This is a genomic window from Burkholderia sp. FW306-1C-G01B (assembly GCF_058781685.1).
Map to the genome: position 1 here is coordinate 1 of NZ_JBYSWZ010000005.1, position 17456 is coordinate 17456.

General features: G+C 69.9%; 20 protein-coding genes. 15 read left to right on the forward strand and 5 right to left on the reverse strand.

The window, feature by feature from the left end:
• From sctJ to AC3WLY_RS11650, 3 genes are all read right to left on the reverse strand, one after another.
• Positions 1-818, reverse strand: an 818-nt coding sequence (gene sctJ / locus AC3WLY_RS11640) for a type III secretion system inner membrane ring lipoprotein SctJ (protein ID WP_492332672.1), incomplete at its 3' end; no start/stop codon positions are given.
• 2 nt (positions 819-820) lie between these two features.
• Entirely contained in the window at positions 821-1237 is a 417-nt protein-coding gene (locus tag AC3WLY_RS11645; protein ID WP_175959164.1) for a type III secretion protein HrpB2, read from the reverse strand.
• 13 nt (positions 1238-1250) lie between these two features.
• Positions 1251-1820 (reverse strand): HrpB1 family type III secretion system apparatus protein, encoded by a 570-nt coding sequence (locus tag AC3WLY_RS11650; protein WP_072436862.1) that lies wholly within the window; start codon positions 1818-1820, stop codon positions 1251-1253.
• A gap of 235 nt (positions 1821-2055) precedes the next feature.
• On the opposite strand from AC3WLY_RS11650, the gene sctU reads away from it, so the two are divergent.
• The 12 genes from sctU (at position 2056) to AC3WLY_RS11710 (ending at position 12767) form a co-directional block, all read left to right on the forward strand.
• Positions 2056-3138 (forward strand): type III secretion system export apparatus subunit SctU, encoded by a 1083-nt coding sequence (sctU, locus tag AC3WLY_RS11655; protein WP_492308370.1) that lies wholly within the window; start codon positions 2056-2058, stop codon positions 3136-3138.
• Complete coding sequence (gene sctV / locus AC3WLY_RS11660) at positions 3135-5207, forward strand: type III secretion system export apparatus subunit SctV (RefSeq protein ID WP_175959162.1); 2073 nt, start codon at positions 3135-3137, stop codon at positions 5205-5207. The genes sctU and sctV overlap by 4 nt, the downstream gene beginning before the upstream one ends.
• Positions 5204-5812, forward strand: coding sequence for a type III secretion system protein SctP (gene sctP, locus AC3WLY_RS11665; RefSeq protein ID WP_175959161.1), 609 nt, complete (start codon positions 5204-5206; stop codon positions 5810-5812). The genes sctV and sctP overlap by 4 nt, the downstream gene beginning before the upstream one ends.
• A gap of 34 nt (positions 5813-5846) precedes the next feature.
• On the forward strand, positions 5847-6989 hold the full coding sequence (gene sctQ, locus AC3WLY_RS11670; RefSeq protein WP_492308369.1) for a type III secretion system cytoplasmic ring protein SctQ: 1143 nt from the start codon (positions 5847-5849) through the stop codon (positions 6987-6989).
• Positions 6976-7626 (forward strand): type III secretion system export apparatus subunit SctR, encoded by a 651-nt coding sequence (sctR, locus tag AC3WLY_RS11675; RefSeq protein WP_010109702.1) that lies wholly within the window; start codon positions 6976-6978, stop codon positions 7624-7626. The genes sctQ and sctR overlap by 14 nt, the downstream gene beginning before the upstream one ends.
• A gap of 39 nt (positions 7627-7665) precedes the next feature.
• Positions 7666-7929: a type III secretion system export apparatus subunit SctS gene (gene sctS / locus AC3WLY_RS11680; RefSeq protein WP_174416992.1), complete on the forward strand. Its 264-nt coding sequence runs from the start codon at positions 7666-7668 to the stop codon at positions 7927-7929.
• Positions 7926-8798 carry a type III secretion system protein gene (locus AC3WLY_RS11685; RefSeq protein WP_175959159.1) on the forward strand — a complete coding sequence of 291 codons (873 nt, stop codon included), beginning with the start codon at positions 7926-7928 and terminating at the stop codon, positions 8796-8798. The genes sctS and AC3WLY_RS11685 overlap by 4 nt, the downstream gene beginning before the upstream one ends.
• 186 nt (positions 8799-8984) lie before the next feature.
• Entirely contained in the window at positions 8985-9983 is a 999-nt protein-coding gene (hrpD5, locus tag AC3WLY_RS11690; protein ID WP_492308368.1) for an HrpD5 family protein, read from the forward strand.
• Positions 9984-9996: 13 nt separating this feature from the next.
• Complete coding sequence (locus tag AC3WLY_RS11695) at positions 9997-10248, forward strand: type III secretion protein (protein WP_492308367.1); 252 nt, start codon at positions 9997-9999, stop codon at positions 10246-10248.
• A gap of 167 nt (positions 10249-10415) precedes the next feature.
• Positions 10416-10592 carry a hypothetical protein gene (locus AC3WLY_RS11700; protein ID WP_006762820.1) on the forward strand — a complete coding sequence of 59 codons (177 nt, stop codon included), beginning with the start codon at positions 10416-10418 and terminating at the stop codon, positions 10590-10592.
• Between the two features lie 91 nt (positions 10593-10683).
• On the forward strand, positions 10684-11139 hold the full coding sequence (locus tag AC3WLY_RS11705; protein ID WP_175959156.1) for a CesT family type III secretion system chaperone: 456 nt from the start codon (positions 10684-10686) through the stop codon (positions 11137-11139).
• Between the two features lie 191 nt (positions 11140-11330).
• Complete coding sequence (locus AC3WLY_RS11710) at positions 11331-12767, forward strand: helix-turn-helix transcriptional regulator (RefSeq protein ID WP_175959155.1); 1437 nt, start codon at positions 11331-11333, stop codon at positions 12765-12767.
• Between the two features lie 137 nt (positions 12768-12904).
• Here AC3WLY_RS11710 and AC3WLY_RS11715 read toward each other — a convergent pair whose 3' ends face one another.
• Complete coding sequence (locus tag AC3WLY_RS11715; protein ID WP_492308366.1) at positions 12905-13732, reverse strand: hypothetical protein; 828 nt, start codon at positions 13730-13732, stop codon at positions 12905-12907.
• Between the two features lie 263 nt (positions 13733-13995).
• On the opposite strand from AC3WLY_RS11715, the gene AC3WLY_RS11720 reads away from it, so the two are divergent.
• Positions 13996-14607 carry a GNAT family N-acetyltransferase gene (locus tag AC3WLY_RS11720; RefSeq protein ID WP_175959154.1) on the forward strand — a complete coding sequence of 204 codons (612 nt, stop codon included), beginning with the start codon at positions 13996-13998 and terminating at the stop codon, positions 14605-14607.
• Between the two features lie 303 nt (positions 14608-14910).
• Here AC3WLY_RS11720 and AC3WLY_RS11725 read toward each other — a convergent pair whose 3' ends face one another.
• Positions 14911-15396 carry an HrpB1 family type III secretion system apparatus protein gene (locus tag AC3WLY_RS11725; RefSeq protein WP_175959153.1) on the reverse strand — a complete coding sequence of 162 codons (486 nt, stop codon included), beginning with the start codon at positions 15394-15396 and terminating at the stop codon, positions 14911-14913.
• Between the two features lie 227 nt (positions 15397-15623).
• Here AC3WLY_RS11725 and AC3WLY_RS11730 point away from each other — a divergent pair, with 227 nt between their 5' ends.
• Positions 15624-16229 carry a hypothetical protein gene (locus AC3WLY_RS11730; protein WP_492308365.1) on the forward strand — a complete coding sequence of 202 codons (606 nt, stop codon included), beginning with the start codon at positions 15624-15626 and terminating at the stop codon, positions 16227-16229.
• Positions 16230-16362: 133 nt separating this feature from the next.
• The gene (locus AC3WLY_RS11735) at positions 16363-17439 is read left to right on the forward strand and encodes a sensor histidine kinase (RefSeq protein WP_175959217.1); all 1077 of its coding nucleotides are present in this window, start codon (positions 16363-16365) and stop codon (positions 17437-17439) included.
• Positions 17440-17456: the final 17 nt, after the last annotated feature.

The window sequence follows — 17456 nt, forward strand, 5'->3', positions numbered from 1 at the left end:
GCCGCGGCCTGCGCGTCGTTGCCGCCGCGCAGCCGCGCGGCCAGCCCGCCCACGCCCGCGCCGCCGTGCTTGCGCGCGCGCCACCACAGCACACCGCCCGCGGCCGCGAGCACGACGCACACGAGGAGGGCGATCAGCAGGCCGACGAGCGTCGCGCCGCCGGACTTCTGCGCGCTCGGCTGCGCGGCCGACACGAGATCGACCGGATCGGCGGCGACCGACGTGACGCTCACTTCGTCGTACGTCAGCCCTTCGACGCTATGGACGACGAGGTTCTTGATCTGCGGCGTCAGCGTCGCGAGATTCGCGTTCGGCCGGTACTTGATGAACACCGACGCCGACGACGGCTTCGCGACCTGTGCGAGCGGATCGTTGTTCGGCAGCACGATGTGCACGCGCGCGACGACGACCCCGTCGATTTTCGACAGCGTGTCCGACAGCTCCTGCGACACGCCGTAGATGAACCGCACGCGCTCCTCGGTCGGCGTCGACACGAGGCCGTCCTTCTTGAACAGCGCGCCGAGATCGTCGTAGCGCGTCGCGGGCAGCCCGCGCGCGCGCAGCACTTCCATCGCCTTGACAATCTGCTTGTCGTCGACGGCGAGCGTCCACGTCTTGCCGCCGTCGGGCGTCTTCTTCTGCGCGTCGACACCGTTCTGCAGCAGCGCGGCCATCATCTCGTTGCAGTCGCGCTCGGCGAGGCCGCCGTACAGCTCCTGCTGGCAGCCGGCGACGAGCGCCGCGCACGCGAGCAGCACGGCAAGCCGGGCCGCGCGGCGGCGGCCGCCGGCGGCGATCGGGGAAGGGAGTCGTTCCATGGTCACTGGTTCTTCATCAGGGAGCCGATCGCGTCCTTCGTCGACGTGACGACGCCCATCTTCGCCTGCAGGTCGATCTGCATCGCGGTCGCCTCGGCCGACGCCTGGATCGACGCCGCGAACATCTGGTTCATCGACAGTTCGTCCGCGTGCTGGCTCAGGTAGGCGGAGTTGTCGAGCACCTGCTTGATCGCGGCGTCCGACGTCTCGACGAGCTTCGACACGGCGCTTGCTTCGCGCGTATGCGCGACGGGCGGCGTCGGCGTCGCGTTCGACATCAGCGCCTGGAAACGGCTGGCGACGTCGGCCGGGACGTCGGGCGTCGGCGCGGCGGTCGCGCCGGCTGGCGCCGCCGCCGCGTCGGAGAACGCGACGTCGAGCGCGCGGGTCAGGTCGACCGGGGAAAGCGGGGCATTCATGCGGGCCTCCTCGTCAAAGACGCAGATATTGCTGATGCGCGAACGCGGCCTGCGCATCGAAGCCGCCCGCCGGGTTCGCGGGCGGCGCATCGGGCGTGTCGCCGTTGGCCGCCGCGGCCGATTCAGGAAGCTCCCAGACACCCGTGCGATCCGCGTGTTCCTTCGCGAGCATCACGTCGTGCTGCCGCTCGAGCGCGCGCACGAGCGCGACCGCCTGCGCGGGGCTGCCGGCCGCGAGCACCTCGTCGGCGGCGATCCGCCATTCCGGATCGCGCTTCAGTTGCAGCGCGAACGCGAGCAGCGCCTTGCCGTAGATCGTGTTCGTCGTGCCGTTCGCGATCTCCGCGAACACGCGCACCGCGTCGTCGAAGTTGCCGAGCGCGACGTGCAGCATGCCGTCGAACATGTCGGCGGCGGGCAGTTGCGGCGCGAGCACGCGCAGCGCGTCGATCAGCAGGCCGATGTCGTAGGGATCGGCGGCCGGGCCGTCGAGCGCGCCGCCGAGCGCGAGGCTCGCGGCGTCGATCAGTTCGTTCAGCGCCGCTTGGTTGCATCGCAGATAGGTCGGCCGGGATTCGTCCATGGTGTGCGCTCCGTGTCGCCGCGCGAGCGGCGCATGTCGTTGAGGAAATGGCGTATGGAGCGCAAGGTAGCAGCGCGCCGCGCCCGCCCGGCCGCCGATGCGAAGTGCGCGCGCGCGAGGCGAAGCGCCGCACGCGCTTCGCGCCGGACGGCGCCGCTTCGGGTCGGCGCGCGCGGCCGCCGCCGCGTGCCGCTAACGTACGCGCCATGTCCGACTCTCGACAGGAACGGCGGCGATGGCCGAAGAGAAAACCGAAGAACCCTCCGAACGGAAGCTGAAGAAGGTCCGCGAGAAGGGCCAGGTCGCAAAGAGCAAGGACGTCGCGGACGCGGTGACGCTGGGCGCCGCGATCGGCGTGCTGACGGCGGGTGAATCGATGCTCACCGGCGGCCTGTCGCGCACGATCCGCACCGCGCTCGATTTCGTGAATGGCGAACGCACGCCGCAGGCGACGCTGTCCGCGCTGCACGACCTCGCCGCGAGCGCCGCGCTGACGATGCTGCCGTTCGTCGTCGCCGCGATCGTCGCGGGCATCGTGTCGCAGGCGCCGCAGGCGGGTTTCATGATCACGCTCGAGCCCGTGATGCCGAAGTTCGACGCGATCAATCCGATGGCGGGCATCAAGAAGATCTTCTCGATGAAGTCGCTGCTCGAGCTCGTGAAGATGATCGTCAAGGCGGTCGTGCTCGCGTGCGTGATCTGGAAGATGATGATGTCGCTGTTTCCGCTGGTCGTCGCGAGCGTGTACGAGGCGACGCCGCAGTTGTCGCGCGTGCTGTGGACCGTGCTGATGAAGCTGCTCGGCGTCGTCGCGCTCGTCGTCACGGTGTTCGCGGCGGCCGACTACAAGATCGCGCGCATGATGTTCATGCGCGACAACCGGATGACGAAGGAAGAGGCGAAGCGCGAGAACAAGGAGAGCGAAGGCGATCCGCACACGAAGGGCGAGCGCCGCCGGCTCGCGCGCGAGATCGCGACGAGCGCGCCGGCGCGGCAGAAGGTCGGCCAGGCGAACGTGCTCGTCGTCAACCCGACGCATTACGCGGTCGCGATCCGCTATGCGCCCGACGAGCATCCGCTGCCGCGGGTGATCGAGAAAGCCGTCGACGACGGCGCGCTCGCGCTGCGCCGCCACGCGCACGCGCTCGGCGTGCCGATCGTCGGCAATCCGCCCGTCGCGCGCGCACTGTACCGCGTCGAGCGCGACGCGGCGATTCCCGAAGAACTGTTTGAAACGGTGGCCGCGATCCTGCGCTGGGTCGAGTCGGTCGCGGGCGCGCGCACCGACGCCGCCGTTCCCTCCGAGAGGTCGTCATGACGCTGAAAACCCTCAAACTCCCCGCCGGCGGCGAGGTCGGCATCACGGTGCTGGTCGTCGCGATCGTCTCGCTGATGATCCTGCCGCTGCCGCCCGAGGTGATCGACGTGCTGCTCGGCATCAACATCGCGATCAGCGTCACGCTGCTGATGGTGACGATGTACGTCGGCAGCATCGTGTCGCTGTCGGTGTTTCCGTCGGTCCTGCTGTTCACGACGCTGTACCGGCTGTCGCTGAACATCGCGTCGACGAAGTCGATCCTGCTGCACGCGAACGCGGGCGACATCATCGAGAGCTTCGGCGAGCTCGTCGTCGGCGGCAATCTCGTCGTCGGCCTCGTCGTGTTCCTGATCATCACGACCGTGCAGTTCATCGTGATCGCGAAGGGCTCGGAGCGCGTTGCCGAAGTCGGCGCGCGCTTCACGCTCGACGCGATGCCCGGCAAGCAGATGAGCATCGACGCGGACCTGCGCGCGAACATCCTGACGCCCGACGAGGCGCGCCGCAAGCGCGCGACGCTCGCGAAGGAGAGCCAGTTGCACGGCGGGATGGACGGCGCGATGAAGTTCGTCAAGGGCGACGCGATCGCGGGGCTCATCATCACGCTCGTCAACATCGTCGCGGGCATCGCGATCGGCGTGATGTATCACGGGATGACGGCCGGCGAAGCGGCGAACCGCTTCTCGATCCTGTCGGTCGGCGACGCGATGGTGTCGCAGATTCCGTCGCTGCTGATCTCGGTCGCGGCCGGCGTGATGATCACGCGCGTCGCGGACGATCACGACGAAGGCGAAGGCACGTCGCTCGGCTCCGAGATCGCGAAGCAGCTCGGCGGCAGCTATCGCGCGCTGTACTTCGCGGCGGTGCTGCTGATCGGCTTCGCGGCGGTGCCGGGCTTCCCGGCGGCGCTGTTCGTGCTGCTGTCGGCGATTCTCGCGTTTTCCGGCTACCGGCTGCAGAAGGGTGCGCGCCGCACGACCGCGCGCGGCGAGCCGGTGATCGCGCTGCAGCGCGCGGGCGCGAAAAGCAGCACGCCGTCGATCCTGCCGCGCGCGCCGCTCTTCACGTGCGCGATCGGCGTGCGGGTGTCGCCGGATCTCGTCGCGCGGCTCGCGCCCGCCGCGCTCGATCGCGCGTTCGACGAGGAGCGCGCGAAGCTGCAGGAAGAGCAGGGGCTGCCGTTTCCCGGCATCACGCTGTGGACGAGCGACGCGCTGCCCGAAGCGACGTGCGAGATCCTGATGCGCGACGTGCCGCAGACGCGGCTCGAATTGCCGGCCGACCAGACGATGCTGCCCGACGCGGCGTCGGACCCGGCGCTCGCCGGCCGCTGCACCAAGCGCGGCCCGGCGGGCGGGCTCGCCGAGAGCTACTGGATCGACGACAAGGAGGTGCCGGCCGGCGCGCGCGCGTGGCGTGCCGAGCAGGTGATCGCGCACGAGACGATCGCGCTGTTGCGACGCAACGCGCATCTGTTCCTCGGCATCCAGGAAACCCAATGGATACTCGACCAGCTCGGAACCGACTATCCGGGGCTCGTCGCCGAAGTGCAGAAGGCGCTGCCGACGCAGCGGATCGCCGACGTGCTGCGTCGCCTGCTCGAAGAGCACATCCCGATCCGCAACGCGCGCGACATCATGGAGAGCCTCGTCGCGTGGGGGCCGAAGGAGAAGGACATGCTGATGCTCGCCGAATACGTGCGCGGCGACCTGTCGCGCTATCTCGCGTATCGCGCCGCGCGCGGCGCGCGGCAACTGCCGGCCGTGCTGCTTGATCTGCCGGTCGAGCAGCATATCCGGCAATCGATCAAGCAGACGCCCGCGGGCAACTTCCTCGCGCTGCCGCCCGAGCAGGTCCGCTATCTCGTCGACAGCGTCGCGTCGTTCGTCGGCGAGACGCCGCGCGACGACGTCGCGCTCGTCACGTCGATGGACGTGCGCCGCTACACGCGACGGATGATCGAGGCGCGGCTCGGCTGGCTGCCCGTCTACTCGTATCAGGAGCTCGGCGACCAGGTCGAATTGAAGCCGGTCGGCCGCGTGACGATGCCGGCGGCGGCCCACGCATGAGCGCCGCCGATCTGAGGCCGGTGCGAATCATCGCGGGCGAGCCTGCCGCCGGGCCGGACGGCGCGTGCGCGTCGCGCACGGCGCGGCGCGGCTTCGACTATGCGCAACTGATGCGGCGCTCGCGCGTCGCGCCGGCCGGCGGGCGAGCCGCGGCCGACGACGAGCGGCGACACGACGCGTCGATGCCCTGGCACGACGGCGCGATGCCGTCGTTCGAACGCGATCCGGCCGCGCTGCCGGACGCGGCCGGGCGCGAAGCGATGGCGCGCGCGTGCGCGGGCTCCGATGCGTTCGTCAATCAGGTGTTCGCGCAGCGCGAGCGGATGGTGCGCGTTGCCGAGGCGCTCGTGGCCGAGATTGCGGCGCTGTGCGGCGACGACGCGTCGGGCCACTGGGAGATCAGCCTGCCGCTCGACGCCGCGCTGCTGCCGGACACGGTGCTGCACCTCGTTCTTTCGCGTTTCGACTTGCGGCTTCGGTTCGAGACGCCGGACCCGGCGACGCGGCACTTACTCTGCACGCATGGCGCAACGCTGCACGCGCGACTCGACACGCTGCTCGCCCATCGCGGCGCGCCGCGCACGATCGAGATCGACGTCGACTGAGCGCCCGTACAACCGAACCCGACCGACCGCGACGATGGAACCCGAGACAATCGAACTGGAACTCGCCGCCGCCGCGCCGCGCGGCATCGACGCCGCGCTGCCGCTGCTCGCGTGCGACGCGTTCGACGCGGCGCTCGCGCGCATCGTCGCCGATGCGCGGCTCGCCGCGTGGCTCGCGCGCTTCCCGGCGTTGTCCGACTGGCGCGCGGCGCCGGGCGAGCGGCCGCGTTTCGAGCGCCCCGGCGTGCTCGACCTGCGACTGAACGGCGCGACCGCGCGCGTCGCGATCGACCTCGCGGCGTTTCCGGCGCTCGACGTCGTCGCCGCGCCGACGCCCGACGCGCCCGGCGACGCGAGCGTGTCGCTGCGCACGGCGCTCGCGTCGACGCTGCTGGCCCCGCTCGTCGCCGCGTTCGCGGCGGCGGGGCTCGACGACGTGACGATCGGCGGGCTGCGCGCCGTGCATCCGACGGCGCTCGACGCGACGCGCTGCGTGTTGTCGTTCGCGCTCGACGGCGCGCCGATGCGCTGCGCGCTGCTCGACGCTCAGACGCCATGGCTCGACGCACTCGCGGCCCGGCTGCGACGCGAGCGGACGGGCGATACGGCGAGCCTGCTCGCATGCATTCGCCTGCCCGGCCGCGTGCGGCTCGGCTCGCGTGCGCTGCCGCTGTCGGTGCTGCGCAGCCTGCGGCCGGGCGACGTGCTGCTGGACATGGCGCCGGCCGCGCTCGGCGCCGCGCGGGCGGGCCCGCTGCACGCGTGGTGGGGCGCGCGTCGCGCGACGCAATGGCATGCAACCGTTCTGATCGAGGGAACCACGATGACGATGACCGAAACACCAGACACCGCCGACGATCTCGACGAGCCGATCGTCGCGGGCGACCTGCCGGACGCCGCGCCGGACGACGACGCGCCGCTCGCGGCGCCCGAGCCGGCCGCGCTCGGCGACGTCGACCTGCCCGTGCACGTCGAGATCGACACGCTGTCGCTGTCGATCGCCGAGCTGGCCGCGCTGCGGCCGGGCTACGTGCTCGAGCTGCCGCTCGCCGCGCGCGACGTGCCGGTGCGGCTCGTCGCATACGGCCAGGCGATCGGCGGCGGCAGGCTCGTCGCGGTGGGCGCGCATCTCGGCGTGCGGATCGATCGGATGGCGGGCGACGATGGTTCAGTTTAACGACATCACCGGCCTGCTGATCGCCGTGCTCGTGATGAGCATGGTGCCGTTCATCGCGATGGTCGTCACGTCGTACGCGAAGATCGTCGTCGTGCTCGGCCTGCTGCGCAACGCGCTCGGCGTGCAGCAGGTGCCGCCGAACATGGTGCTGAACGGCATCGCGATCCTCGTGTCGCTGTACATCATGGCGCCGATCGGTTTCGCCGCGCAGCAGCAGCTACAGGGGCAGGCGCTGTCGCCGCAGCCGACGCAGGCGATGCTGCAGGCGTTCGGCGCGGCGAAGGAGCCGTTCCGCCAGTTCCTCGCCGCGCACTCGCGCGAGCGCGAGAAGCGCTTCTTCCTGCGCTCCGCGTCGGTGATCTGGCCGAAGGCCGCGGCCGCGCAACTGCGCGAGGACGACCTGATCGTGCTCGCGCCCGCGTTCACGCTCGCGCAGATGACCGACGCGTTCCGCATCGGCTTCATCCTCTATATCGCGTTCATCATCGTCGATCTCGTGATCGCGAACGTGCTGATGTCGATGGGGATGAACCAGGTGCAGCCGACCAACGTCGCGATCCCGTTCAAGCTGATGCTGTTCGTCGTGATGGACGGCTGGTCGACGCTCGTGCACGGCCTCGTGCTGACCTATTCCTGATGTCCCGATTCCAATCCCGATTCCGAGGAGGCTTGTCCGATGGAAATCGATGACCTGATCCGGCTCACCTCGCAAGGCATGATGCTGTGTCTTTACATCTCGCTGCCCGTCGTGCTCGTCGCGGCCGCATCCGGGCTCGCGATCTCGTTCCTGCAGGCGATCACGTCGCTGCAGGAGCAGAGCATCTCGTACGGCGTGAAACTGGTTGCGGTGACGGTGACCGTCGCGATCGCCGGGCCGTGGGCGGCCGCCGAGATCCTGCATTTCGCGCAGCAGTTGCTGGCGGCGGCGGTGCCGTCATGAGCCGCATCACGCGCGCGATCGCGCAGACCATCCACGCGGCGAAGCCCGATCCGCGACGACGCCGGCCGGTGCGCGCGCGCACCGCGACGACCTACGGCAAATACGGCACGCGCTTCACGTATTCGAACGGCTATCAGGCGGCCGCGCTCGCCGCGCGCAGCCAGATGCTCGCGAAGCTGAAGCCGCGTCCGAAGGCGGGCGCCGCGGGATCGCGGCGGCGCCGGCGCGCCGACAGCCAGGGCGAAGCGTCCGATGCGGGAGAGGAATCGACGGTGCCGCACGCGCACGTCGCGCCGCACGACGAGCACGACCGGCATTCGGGCGGGCAGGGCGGCGGCCGGGAGCAGCGCGAGCAGGACGAACGCGACGGCGATTCGGCGAACGTCGCCGCGCTGCCGCGCGTGCGCGCGTCGCGAGCGCGTCCGGCGCCCGTGCCCGCTCAGCGCGCGCTGCGCGACGTCGCGCATACGCTCGCGGACCCGATGGAGCGCGAGCATGCGTTGCGGCATCTGTGGGCCGACATACTGCTCCAGCTCGGCCGGCGCGTCGATACCGAACCCGGCGCGCGCATCACGGCCGCGCTGCTGAATCACAACGCGGACCTGCTCGCCGCCCGCTTGCGCACCGGGCCGTGGACGCCGATCGGCTGGAGCGGCGTGAAGCAGTTGCTGCTCGACGCGATGCGAAGCGCGGGCGGTGCGCCGCGCGACGCGTCGGCCGCGCGTAGCGAGCGTGCGAGCACGCATTATTTTCTGCTGCCGCTCATCGTGTTCAACGCGGAGCGTCCGTCGACGAACGCGCAGCTCGCACGCGCGTATGCAAGCGTCGAGACGTTGCACCAGGGCGTGTTGGCCGCTCAGCGAGCGTGAACGTCGCGGCGCACGCGACGCTTCGCAAATGCGGCGGCGAATTCGCGCGACGGACGAACACCGATGCCGCGTCGAACTATTCTGGCTGCATGGACGAACGATGCGGCGCGATCGAACGGATGCACCGATCGCGACCGATTCGATCGACGCAAATGAAACACACGACGCACGGATAAGGAGCAACCGATGAAGCTGCTGCGAATCCTGACCGGCCTGCATGCCGGTGCGGAAATCGCGCTCGATGCCGGCGAGCACCGGATCGGCGCGGGCGACGACGCGGAGATTCGCATCACCGACTGGCGCGACGGCGATCTGCTGCTGTCGATCGATGCGCAGGGCGCGACCTGCGCACGACGTGCGGCGCCCGTGCCGGCCGAGGCGGCCGCCGATGCGTTCGACGCGGATGGTTCGCCGCTCCTGATGCTCGACTTCGTGCCGGTGCCGTTCGGCGAGACCGCGCTGTGCGTCGGGCCCGCGAACGGCGAGTGGCCGAGCGATCTCGAGCTGCTCGCGACCTTGTGGGCGCCGCCGCCTGGCGCCGATGCGGCGCGGCGGGGCGCGCAACGCAAGCTCGCCGCGTGCGCGGCGGCAGGCGGCGCGCTGGTCGCCGGCCTGCTTGCGATGGGGGCCATGCTGGCGAGCGCCCATCCGGGCGTGCCGCCCCCGGTCGAGCGTACCGACGCGCTCGCGACGCGCATCGGCGCGGAGCTGCGGCGCGCGGGCTATGCGGAGCTGCACACGGCGCCGCGCGGCGCGATGATCGCGGTCACCGGGATGGTCGCGACGCCGGCCGACGACCTCGCCGCGCGCAAGCTGCTGGACCGGCTCGCCGCGCACCGCGTCGAGCGCCAGTACGACGTCGCGCAGGACGATGCGCAGAGCATCGGCGAATCGCTCGGCGTGTCGGGGGCGACGGTCGCGTATGCGGGGCAGGGGCGCTTTCGGGTGTCGGGCGTCGTGCAGGACATCGCGCAGCTACGCGCGGCGGTCGAGCGCGTGCGCGCCGACGTCGGGCCGAACGTGCGCGCGATCGACGTCGATGCACGCCAGTCCGGCGGCGCACCGGTGCCAGTCGCGTACTCGGGGATGCTCGAGATCGGCGACGTGCGCTACATCGAGACGCCGGACGGCGTGAAGCACGTGTTTGCGGGCGCGTCGGCGGACGGCGCGCCGGACCTCAACTGACGGGAGAAACGGCATGTACGAAGCATTGGAACGGGCAGCGGATGAATGCGGACCGCTCGAGCAGGCGCTCGGGGCGCCTGACGCGGCGGTACGGATCGGCGTGCTCCGCGAGGCGCTCGGCGAGACGGCCGAGCGGGTGAGCGTGGCCACCGCGCAGGCGGCGAGCGACTACGACCGCGACGCGATGCAGAAGGTCTATCGCGGCTTGCTGGCGGCGCAGCGGATTGTCGCGACGTTGCACGAGGCGAACGCGACGGCCGCATAGCGGCCATGGTTTCGCCGCGCAGCGTGCGGCGGCGGACGGAGCGGCGCGAGCCGTTCCCGACGATGCCGCACGCTGCGCGGCAAAAAAGCGGCGGGCCGCGACATGAAGCGGCGGCGCCGGAACTTTGTCAACGCGTGATCGAATCACGCACTTTCTGGAGAGTAATCATGTCGGCATTGGTAGGTGGTGCACTGGGCGAAATGACGAAGGACACGATGGCAGGCATCGCGTTTTCGAAGGCGGCAACGAAACTGCAGCAGATGCAGGAGATGACGAAGGCGGAGAACGACGTGAAGAAGCAGGCCACGAAGATGGTCAGCGACGCGTCGAAGCCGGCGCAGTAAGCCGGCTGCCATTCGGCATCGTGTTGGGCGGCCGGCGCGCGAGCGCCGGCTGTATTTTTTTGGGGACGCCGGATACCGGGGTGAAACTGTCATGAGTTGGGAACGTTATGCACAGGTCGTCGCGGAGGTATGCGCGGTCGTCGGCTTGCCGGACGTCGATTACGTGCTCGAGACGCGCATGATCGACGTCGAGGGCTTCGACGTGCGCATCGAGTACTTCGACGAGGATCCGGAGTCGATGTACGTGAATTTCCATTACGGCATCGTCAGCGCGGGCCGCACGCTCGCGGTGTACCGGCTGCTGCTCGAGGCGAACCTGCTGATCTACGCGCAGGACCAGGCGCAGCTCGGGATCGACGCGGACACCGGCAGCATCGTGCTGCTGATGCGATTGCCGCTCACGCCGGACGTGACGGGCGGGACGCTCGCCGATCTGTTCGCGCACTATGCGGAGCACGGCCGCTATTGGCGGCAGAACATCATCGAATCGGGCGACGAGATGTTCAGCGGTATCGCGTCCGGCGAATATTTCTGGCTGCGGGTGTAGCGGAGCCCGACGGCGGCACGCGCAACCGGCGGGCCAATCGTAACGGAACGTCACAAATTGCTGCGCGGATCCGGCGCGAACGAGACGATAGCGGCACGCATCCATGCGCTACGCCCCGCGACGAGCGGCGGCGCGGCGCGCGGATCGAGCCCGAACTTCGTATTCGAACCCGCTTGCCGAGAGGATCCACCATGTTTTCGACACTCTATTTCGCCGCCGCCGCCGCGCTTGCCAATCCGGCGTCGAACGACGCCTACGCAGCGCGCGTGTTCGACGGCCGCTTCGCCGAAGCGGCCACGCTCGTCGCCGCGCGCTGCGAAGCCGACCCGGGCGACCCGACCAACGACGTGCGCGACGTCAGCGCGTACGCGGACATCCAGCTCGTGCTCGGCCGCTTCGAGGAGGCCGAGGACACGTTCCGCCGCGCGCTGAAGCTGCTGCGCGATTCGCGCGACCAGACGCGCGTGATGACCTGCCGCAACGCGAGCTGGCAGGCGTTCTTCCAGAACCGTTTCGGCGTCGCGCAGGCGGGCTTCCGACGGATCGCCGACGATCGCGCGGCGAGCGTCGGGCAGAAGCTCGAGAGCCTCGTCGGCGCGTGCGTCGTCATGCATCATCTTGGCCGCGCCGAGGACGCGATGGTGGCGCTCGACGGGCTCGACGCAGCCGCTCGCGATGCCGATCCGCGCTGGCGGCAGCTCGCCGGCGCGCTGCGCGCGGACTTGCTGCTGCAATACCGGATCGGTCGCGCCGACGCGCTCGGCGATCACGTCTACTGGCGCTCCGCGCTGGCCGATCTGCCGTTGTCGGCGTTTGCGGAAACGGGCGCGCCGGCGGCCGACGCCGATGCGCTGCCGCTGCTGCGGATGCGCGTCGACTACATGCGCCAGGCATGCGCGCTCGCCGCCGGCGACCACGCGGCGCTCGCGCGGATCGATGCGCATGTGAGCTGGTGCGCGAAGACGGGCCTCGTCGACTACCAGCGCAGCGTGTGCCTTGAAGTCGCGCTCGCGGCGCTCGCGGGGCACGCGCCGAATGTCGCCAACGCGATGATCGCGCCGTATCGCGACGCGGTCGGGCGCTGCGGCTCGCACGTGCGTTGGACTCTCGACTATCTGTACTGCGCGGCGAAGGTGTGCGAGCAGCAGGGGCGGATTCGCGAATCGTCGTCGCTGTATGCGCGCTATGCGCTCGCCTCGGTGCGGCACGTGCGCTCGGACGGCGCGGCGCTCGCGCCCTCGCTCGCGATCGCGCGGTGCGGCACGCACGCGGCGGCGCCGAGCGACGACGTCAGCGCGCGGCTGCCCGGCAAGTACCGGCGCGCGTATCGCTATTTGATGGAGCGGCTCGACCAGCGCGACCTGTCGGTGCGGGAGATCGCCGCGCACATCGACGTGACCGAGCGCGCATTGCAGGCGGCGTTCAAGACGTTTCTCGGGTTGTCGCCGAGCCAGCTGATCCGACGGCAGCGGATGGAGCGGATTCGCGGCGAGCTGCTGTCGGAAGGGCCGCGCGCGGCGAGCGTGCTCGAGATCGCGAACCGCTGGGGGATCCAGCATCGGTCGACGCTGGTCAACGGCTATCGGCGGATGTTCGACGAGGCGCCTTCGCAGACCTTCGACCGGTGAGGACGCGGGGGCGACGCACAGCGCGTCCTTACCGGTCGGCTGTTGCACACCGGGCGATCGTTCTGGCCGGGCGAAGCCGGCGCGCGGGCTCGCCGCGCCAATGCCTCACCGCGTTGCCTCGATGTCGCGTCGACGCATTACGATCGCGACACCGCCTTCTTGATCATGTCGATCAGTTTCATCTGGAAGCTGTTGATCATCTCCGCCACCGCGAGCAGCTGGTTCGCGAAACGGATTGCACGCTGCATCCTGATCGTCTGCTCGGTCTCGTGATGGATCTGGTGGATGCTCGGCATCCCGGCCGCGGCAAGCGTCTGTGCATCGTGGGCGCCGTGCGCTTCATGCGCGGCGGCGGATGCGGGTTTCGAAGGCGGGGTGCCCGCAGCCTGCGATTGAGCGTGCTCGGCCCCGAGCGGCGACGGTTGCCCGTGCGCGGCTTGCGGTGCCGGTGGCGGATCGCTCAAATCGATGAGATTGCCTTCCGGCATATGTGCGGAATGAGGCACGGCCGGTTGCAGGACCGGATGATGCGCGACAGTCTGCAATTCGTCGGGCGTTGCCTCGAGCAGCGACGATGGCGTACCGGTGGGCTTCGTCGTGGAGGGCGGGTCGCTCAGGTCGATGAGGTCGCCTTCGTGCGGGTGTGCGGAATGAAGCACGACCGGTTGCAGGACCGGATGGTGTGCCACCGTCTGCAATTCGGCGGGCGTGGCTTCGAGTAGCGACGCATTGTTTCCAGTAGCTTCCGGCTTGACGGCGCTGCGCTTCAGTGCCGACGCGTTCAGCGGACGGGCCTCGGGTCGAGACGTCGACTCGCCTTGCGGTCGCAAGCCTCCCAGCACGCCTGACGGCTTCGGTTGAGGAGCCGCGGCGCCGGACAGGGGCGCGCCGATCGACGGCGGGTTCTGCGAAGGCGGAGTCGAGCCCCCGGTTTGAATGGGGGATTTGATCGATACTGGCTGCACAATCCGGCTCCTGAAGAAGGTAGACCTTGGCGCCCGACTGCCGCGCAATGGGCGCACAGGGCGACGTGGCGCCACTGTACGTCGACAGGCTCGCCGCGGCCGACCGCGGTGCGAAGCGATACACCCGCGCGCGAACGTCGCCGAAGCGACGCGGCTCGCGCGATCGCGATTCGCCTACGCCGCCGCGGCTTCGCGCGCATGGGGCACGCTCGCGCGTCGGCGCCCGACAATCGGCGTGTCCATTCCCTGAACCGGAGCCGCCGATGAACGCCATCCGCCCACCCGAACTGATCGAAACCGAGCGCCTTCATCTGCGCCCGCTCACCGCCGACGACGCACGTGAAGCCTTCGACGCGCTGTTCGGCGATCCGGCGACGACGCTCGACCTGCCGTGGCCGATGCATCGCAGCGTCGACGAAACGCACGCGTGCATCGGTCGTCTCGCCGAGGGCTGGCGCAGCGGCGCGTTTTTCAGCTGGGGACTGTTCGAGAAGCGCGACGGCCGTCTGATCGGCACCCTCGAGATGCACGGTCGCCTGCCGCGCGTCGAGATCGGGCTCGTGACGAGCTTCGCGCCGGGGCGCGTGCGGACCCGCGCGTGGTCGGAGATGCTGCGCAGGTTTCTCGACTGGCTGATCGCGCAGCCGGGCGTATACCGGATCGAGGCGTTCTGCTCGGTGACGGGCCGCGCCGCGCCGTTCATGCCGAAGCTGGGTTTCGTCAGCGAGGGCGTCGTGCGCAACTACGAGGCGCGTCCGAATCGCGGGATGAGCGCGGGCGACAGCTATCTGTTCGCGATCACCAGGGCGCCGGGGCCGTTGGGCGAGGCCGTCGCGACCCGCGCCGCGCAGGCGTCGGCGCGGCAGGCGGCGTGAACCGGCGAGGAGCTTGCACGGGAGCGCCAGGGCGGCGGGGTGGCCGCGACGATCCGCGCCCACGCTCGCGCCGGGCATTGATTGCCTGCGTCCGATTCGTCGCGACGCGCATCGCGGATTTCGTGCGGTCTCGCTGACTTTCGCCGGCGCGTCCGACCCATGACGGAAGTCGCGGCGGAGATGCGGGTTCGCTGGGTCGAACGTCGCGCGTATCCGGGCTCTCGGCATTCGGGTTCGCGTGACACGGTGACGACCGATGTGCGGCTCGCCACGATCGCCGCAAACCACAAGCCCGCCCGATCTTCACCCCATCCCGCTCGCATGCACATGCCGCGCCCATTGATACCGGTCGAGCCGCAGCAGTTGCGAGATGCGTGCGGCGACGTCGCCGTCGTGCGAGCCGGCGCCCTCCGCGAGCTCATCCACTTTGAGGAACCGGCCGACGAGCACCGTCGACGCCCGATCCCCCGACAGCACCACGGTCTGCGCATAGCGCCGCCAATCGTCGTCTTGCAGCGCGTACAGGCACCAGCTCTGCAGCGCCGTGCACAGCGGCGTGCCGCGCTCCTGGTCTTCGAGCGTGCGCAGAATGTGCAGCGCGCCGATCCAGTCGCGCCGGCTGATCCGCAGCCGCACGTCGCACAGGTCGACCGCGGCGTTGCGCGGCTGCAGGACGCGCAGCGCGATCAGCAGTTCATCGAGGTCCGCGTGTGCGCTCGCGCGCAGCCCGACCGAAAAGGCCGAGAGCAGCGCGCGCAATGCGGCTTTGTTGCACGATTTGATCGCCATGTCGGTGCGATGCGTCGAGAAGAGATGATCCGTCGGCGATGATCGCCGTCGTACGCGCGCGAGCGGCCGGCGCGTGCGAAGCGACATCGTGCGCGGCGAAGCGATGCTCGCGTTGCGGCGGCGGCGCACGATGCGCGACCGATCGTTTCGGTCGCTGCGACGTCGCTTCGCGCGGTTCGCGGCGCGCGCGTACGCGCTGCCTAAGCTTGTCGTCGAACCGCGGGCGCATGAGCGCCGTGCGCGTTCTGTTCCCTTTCCTTCAGTCGATTCACATTCATAGCGAGACGATCATGAGCGTTAACGGCATTACATCGACGACTATCCACCCGTCGCAGTTCAACTCCTCGTCGACGTCGTCGAGCAGCCGCGATCAGAAGATCGACAAGCTGCTCCACGAAATCGAAGCGCTGCTGATGCAGGACGATTCGGGAGACGGCGACGACACGGACATCGGTGGCGATTCGAACGGCAACACGCCGACCGGCAACACCCCCCCGACGAACCACGTGACGCCGTCGACGGGCGACAAGCCCGGCGAAGACATGCGCGACGTCAAGCTGAACACGAAGGCGGGCGGCGAGGCGCTGCACCTGAAGATGGACTCGCAGGGCAACCTGTACAACGGCAGCGGCAATTCGGTCGGCGTCGTCGACAAGGACGGCAACGTGAAGCTGAACTCCGGTGCGACGAAGGAGCTGGAGCGCCTCGAGACGGGCGGCAATCCGCTCATGAACGCGAACGTCGGCAAGCGCGGCGCCGGCGGCAACATGGAGTTCACGCCGGACGAAGTGACGGTGAGCGCGGGCGACGTCGACCAGAAGAACGACTTCTGACCGCGCGGGCGGCGCGGCGCGGCGGCACTGGACACGCGCTTTCGAATCGGTGCACACTGCGCGCTCGCGCCGCCGCGTCGCGGCCCGTCCAATCATTCGCGGACCGCGACGTCCGCCGGAGTCGAACTTGATCGTGTCGCAACGGGCCGACGCCCGAATCCTCGAGGTGATGCAGGCCCGGCAGGCGTGGGGCACGCTCGCGCTCGACCGCGACGGCGCGATCGTCGCGGCCACCGAGCGCGCGCACGCGCTGTTAGGCCGCACGCTCGCCGCCGGGTTGCCGCTGCACGCGCTGCTCGGCGACGCGGCGGGCGCGGATCCCGCCGCGCTGTTCGACACGCTCGAACAAGGATTCGAATTCGAAACCGACGACGCGATCCTTTGGCTGACGCTGCAGCCGGTTGAGCACGATCCGGCGATCGCGGCGACGGTCACGGTCGCCGACGTCACGCCGCTGCGCCGCGCGCTCGACGAGCGTGTTGCGTCGCTGCGCTTTCTGGCGCACGACCTGCGTTCGCCGCAGAATTCGATACTCGCGCTGACCCAGTTGCACGACGCCGATCCCGACGCGTTCGCCGCGTGCGGCGGCCTCGAACGGATCGCGCAGCTCGCGCGGCACGCGTTGCTGCTCGGCCAGGACTACCTCGTCGCGTCGGCGGCGGACGATCTCCGGCAGCGCCATTTCATGCGCTTCGACCTGCGCACGATGCTGCGCGAGCTCGTGCCGAAGCTCGAAGTGGGCGCCGTCTATCGCGGCGTCGCGTTGCAGCTCTGGCTCGACGACGCCGTACCGCTGTGGTTGCACGGCGCGCGCGTATTCGTCGCCCGCGCGCTGCAGAACCTGATCGACAATGCGGTGCAGGCGTCGCGGCAGGGCGCGCGCGTCGAGATCCGGCTGCACGTACGTGACGCGCACGCGGAAGTGACGATCCGCGATTGGGCCGGCGGCCTGCCGGGCCTCGCCACGGACGGGCGCATGACCGATTTCGCGCCGCTCGCGAAGCGTGGCTCGATGGGCTTCGGCCTCGGGCTGCAGCTCGCCGCGCAGGTCGCCGCCGCGCATGCGGGCACGCTGTACGCCGAATCGAATCGCGGCGTCGGCACGGCGTTCGTGATGCGTCTGCCGATGCCCGCGCCGGCAGGCGCGGCAGCTTCGGCCGCGCCGGACGGCATCGCGCGCTGGCGCGCGAGCGTCACGCCCGACGGCTGAGCGCCGGCATCCTTTCC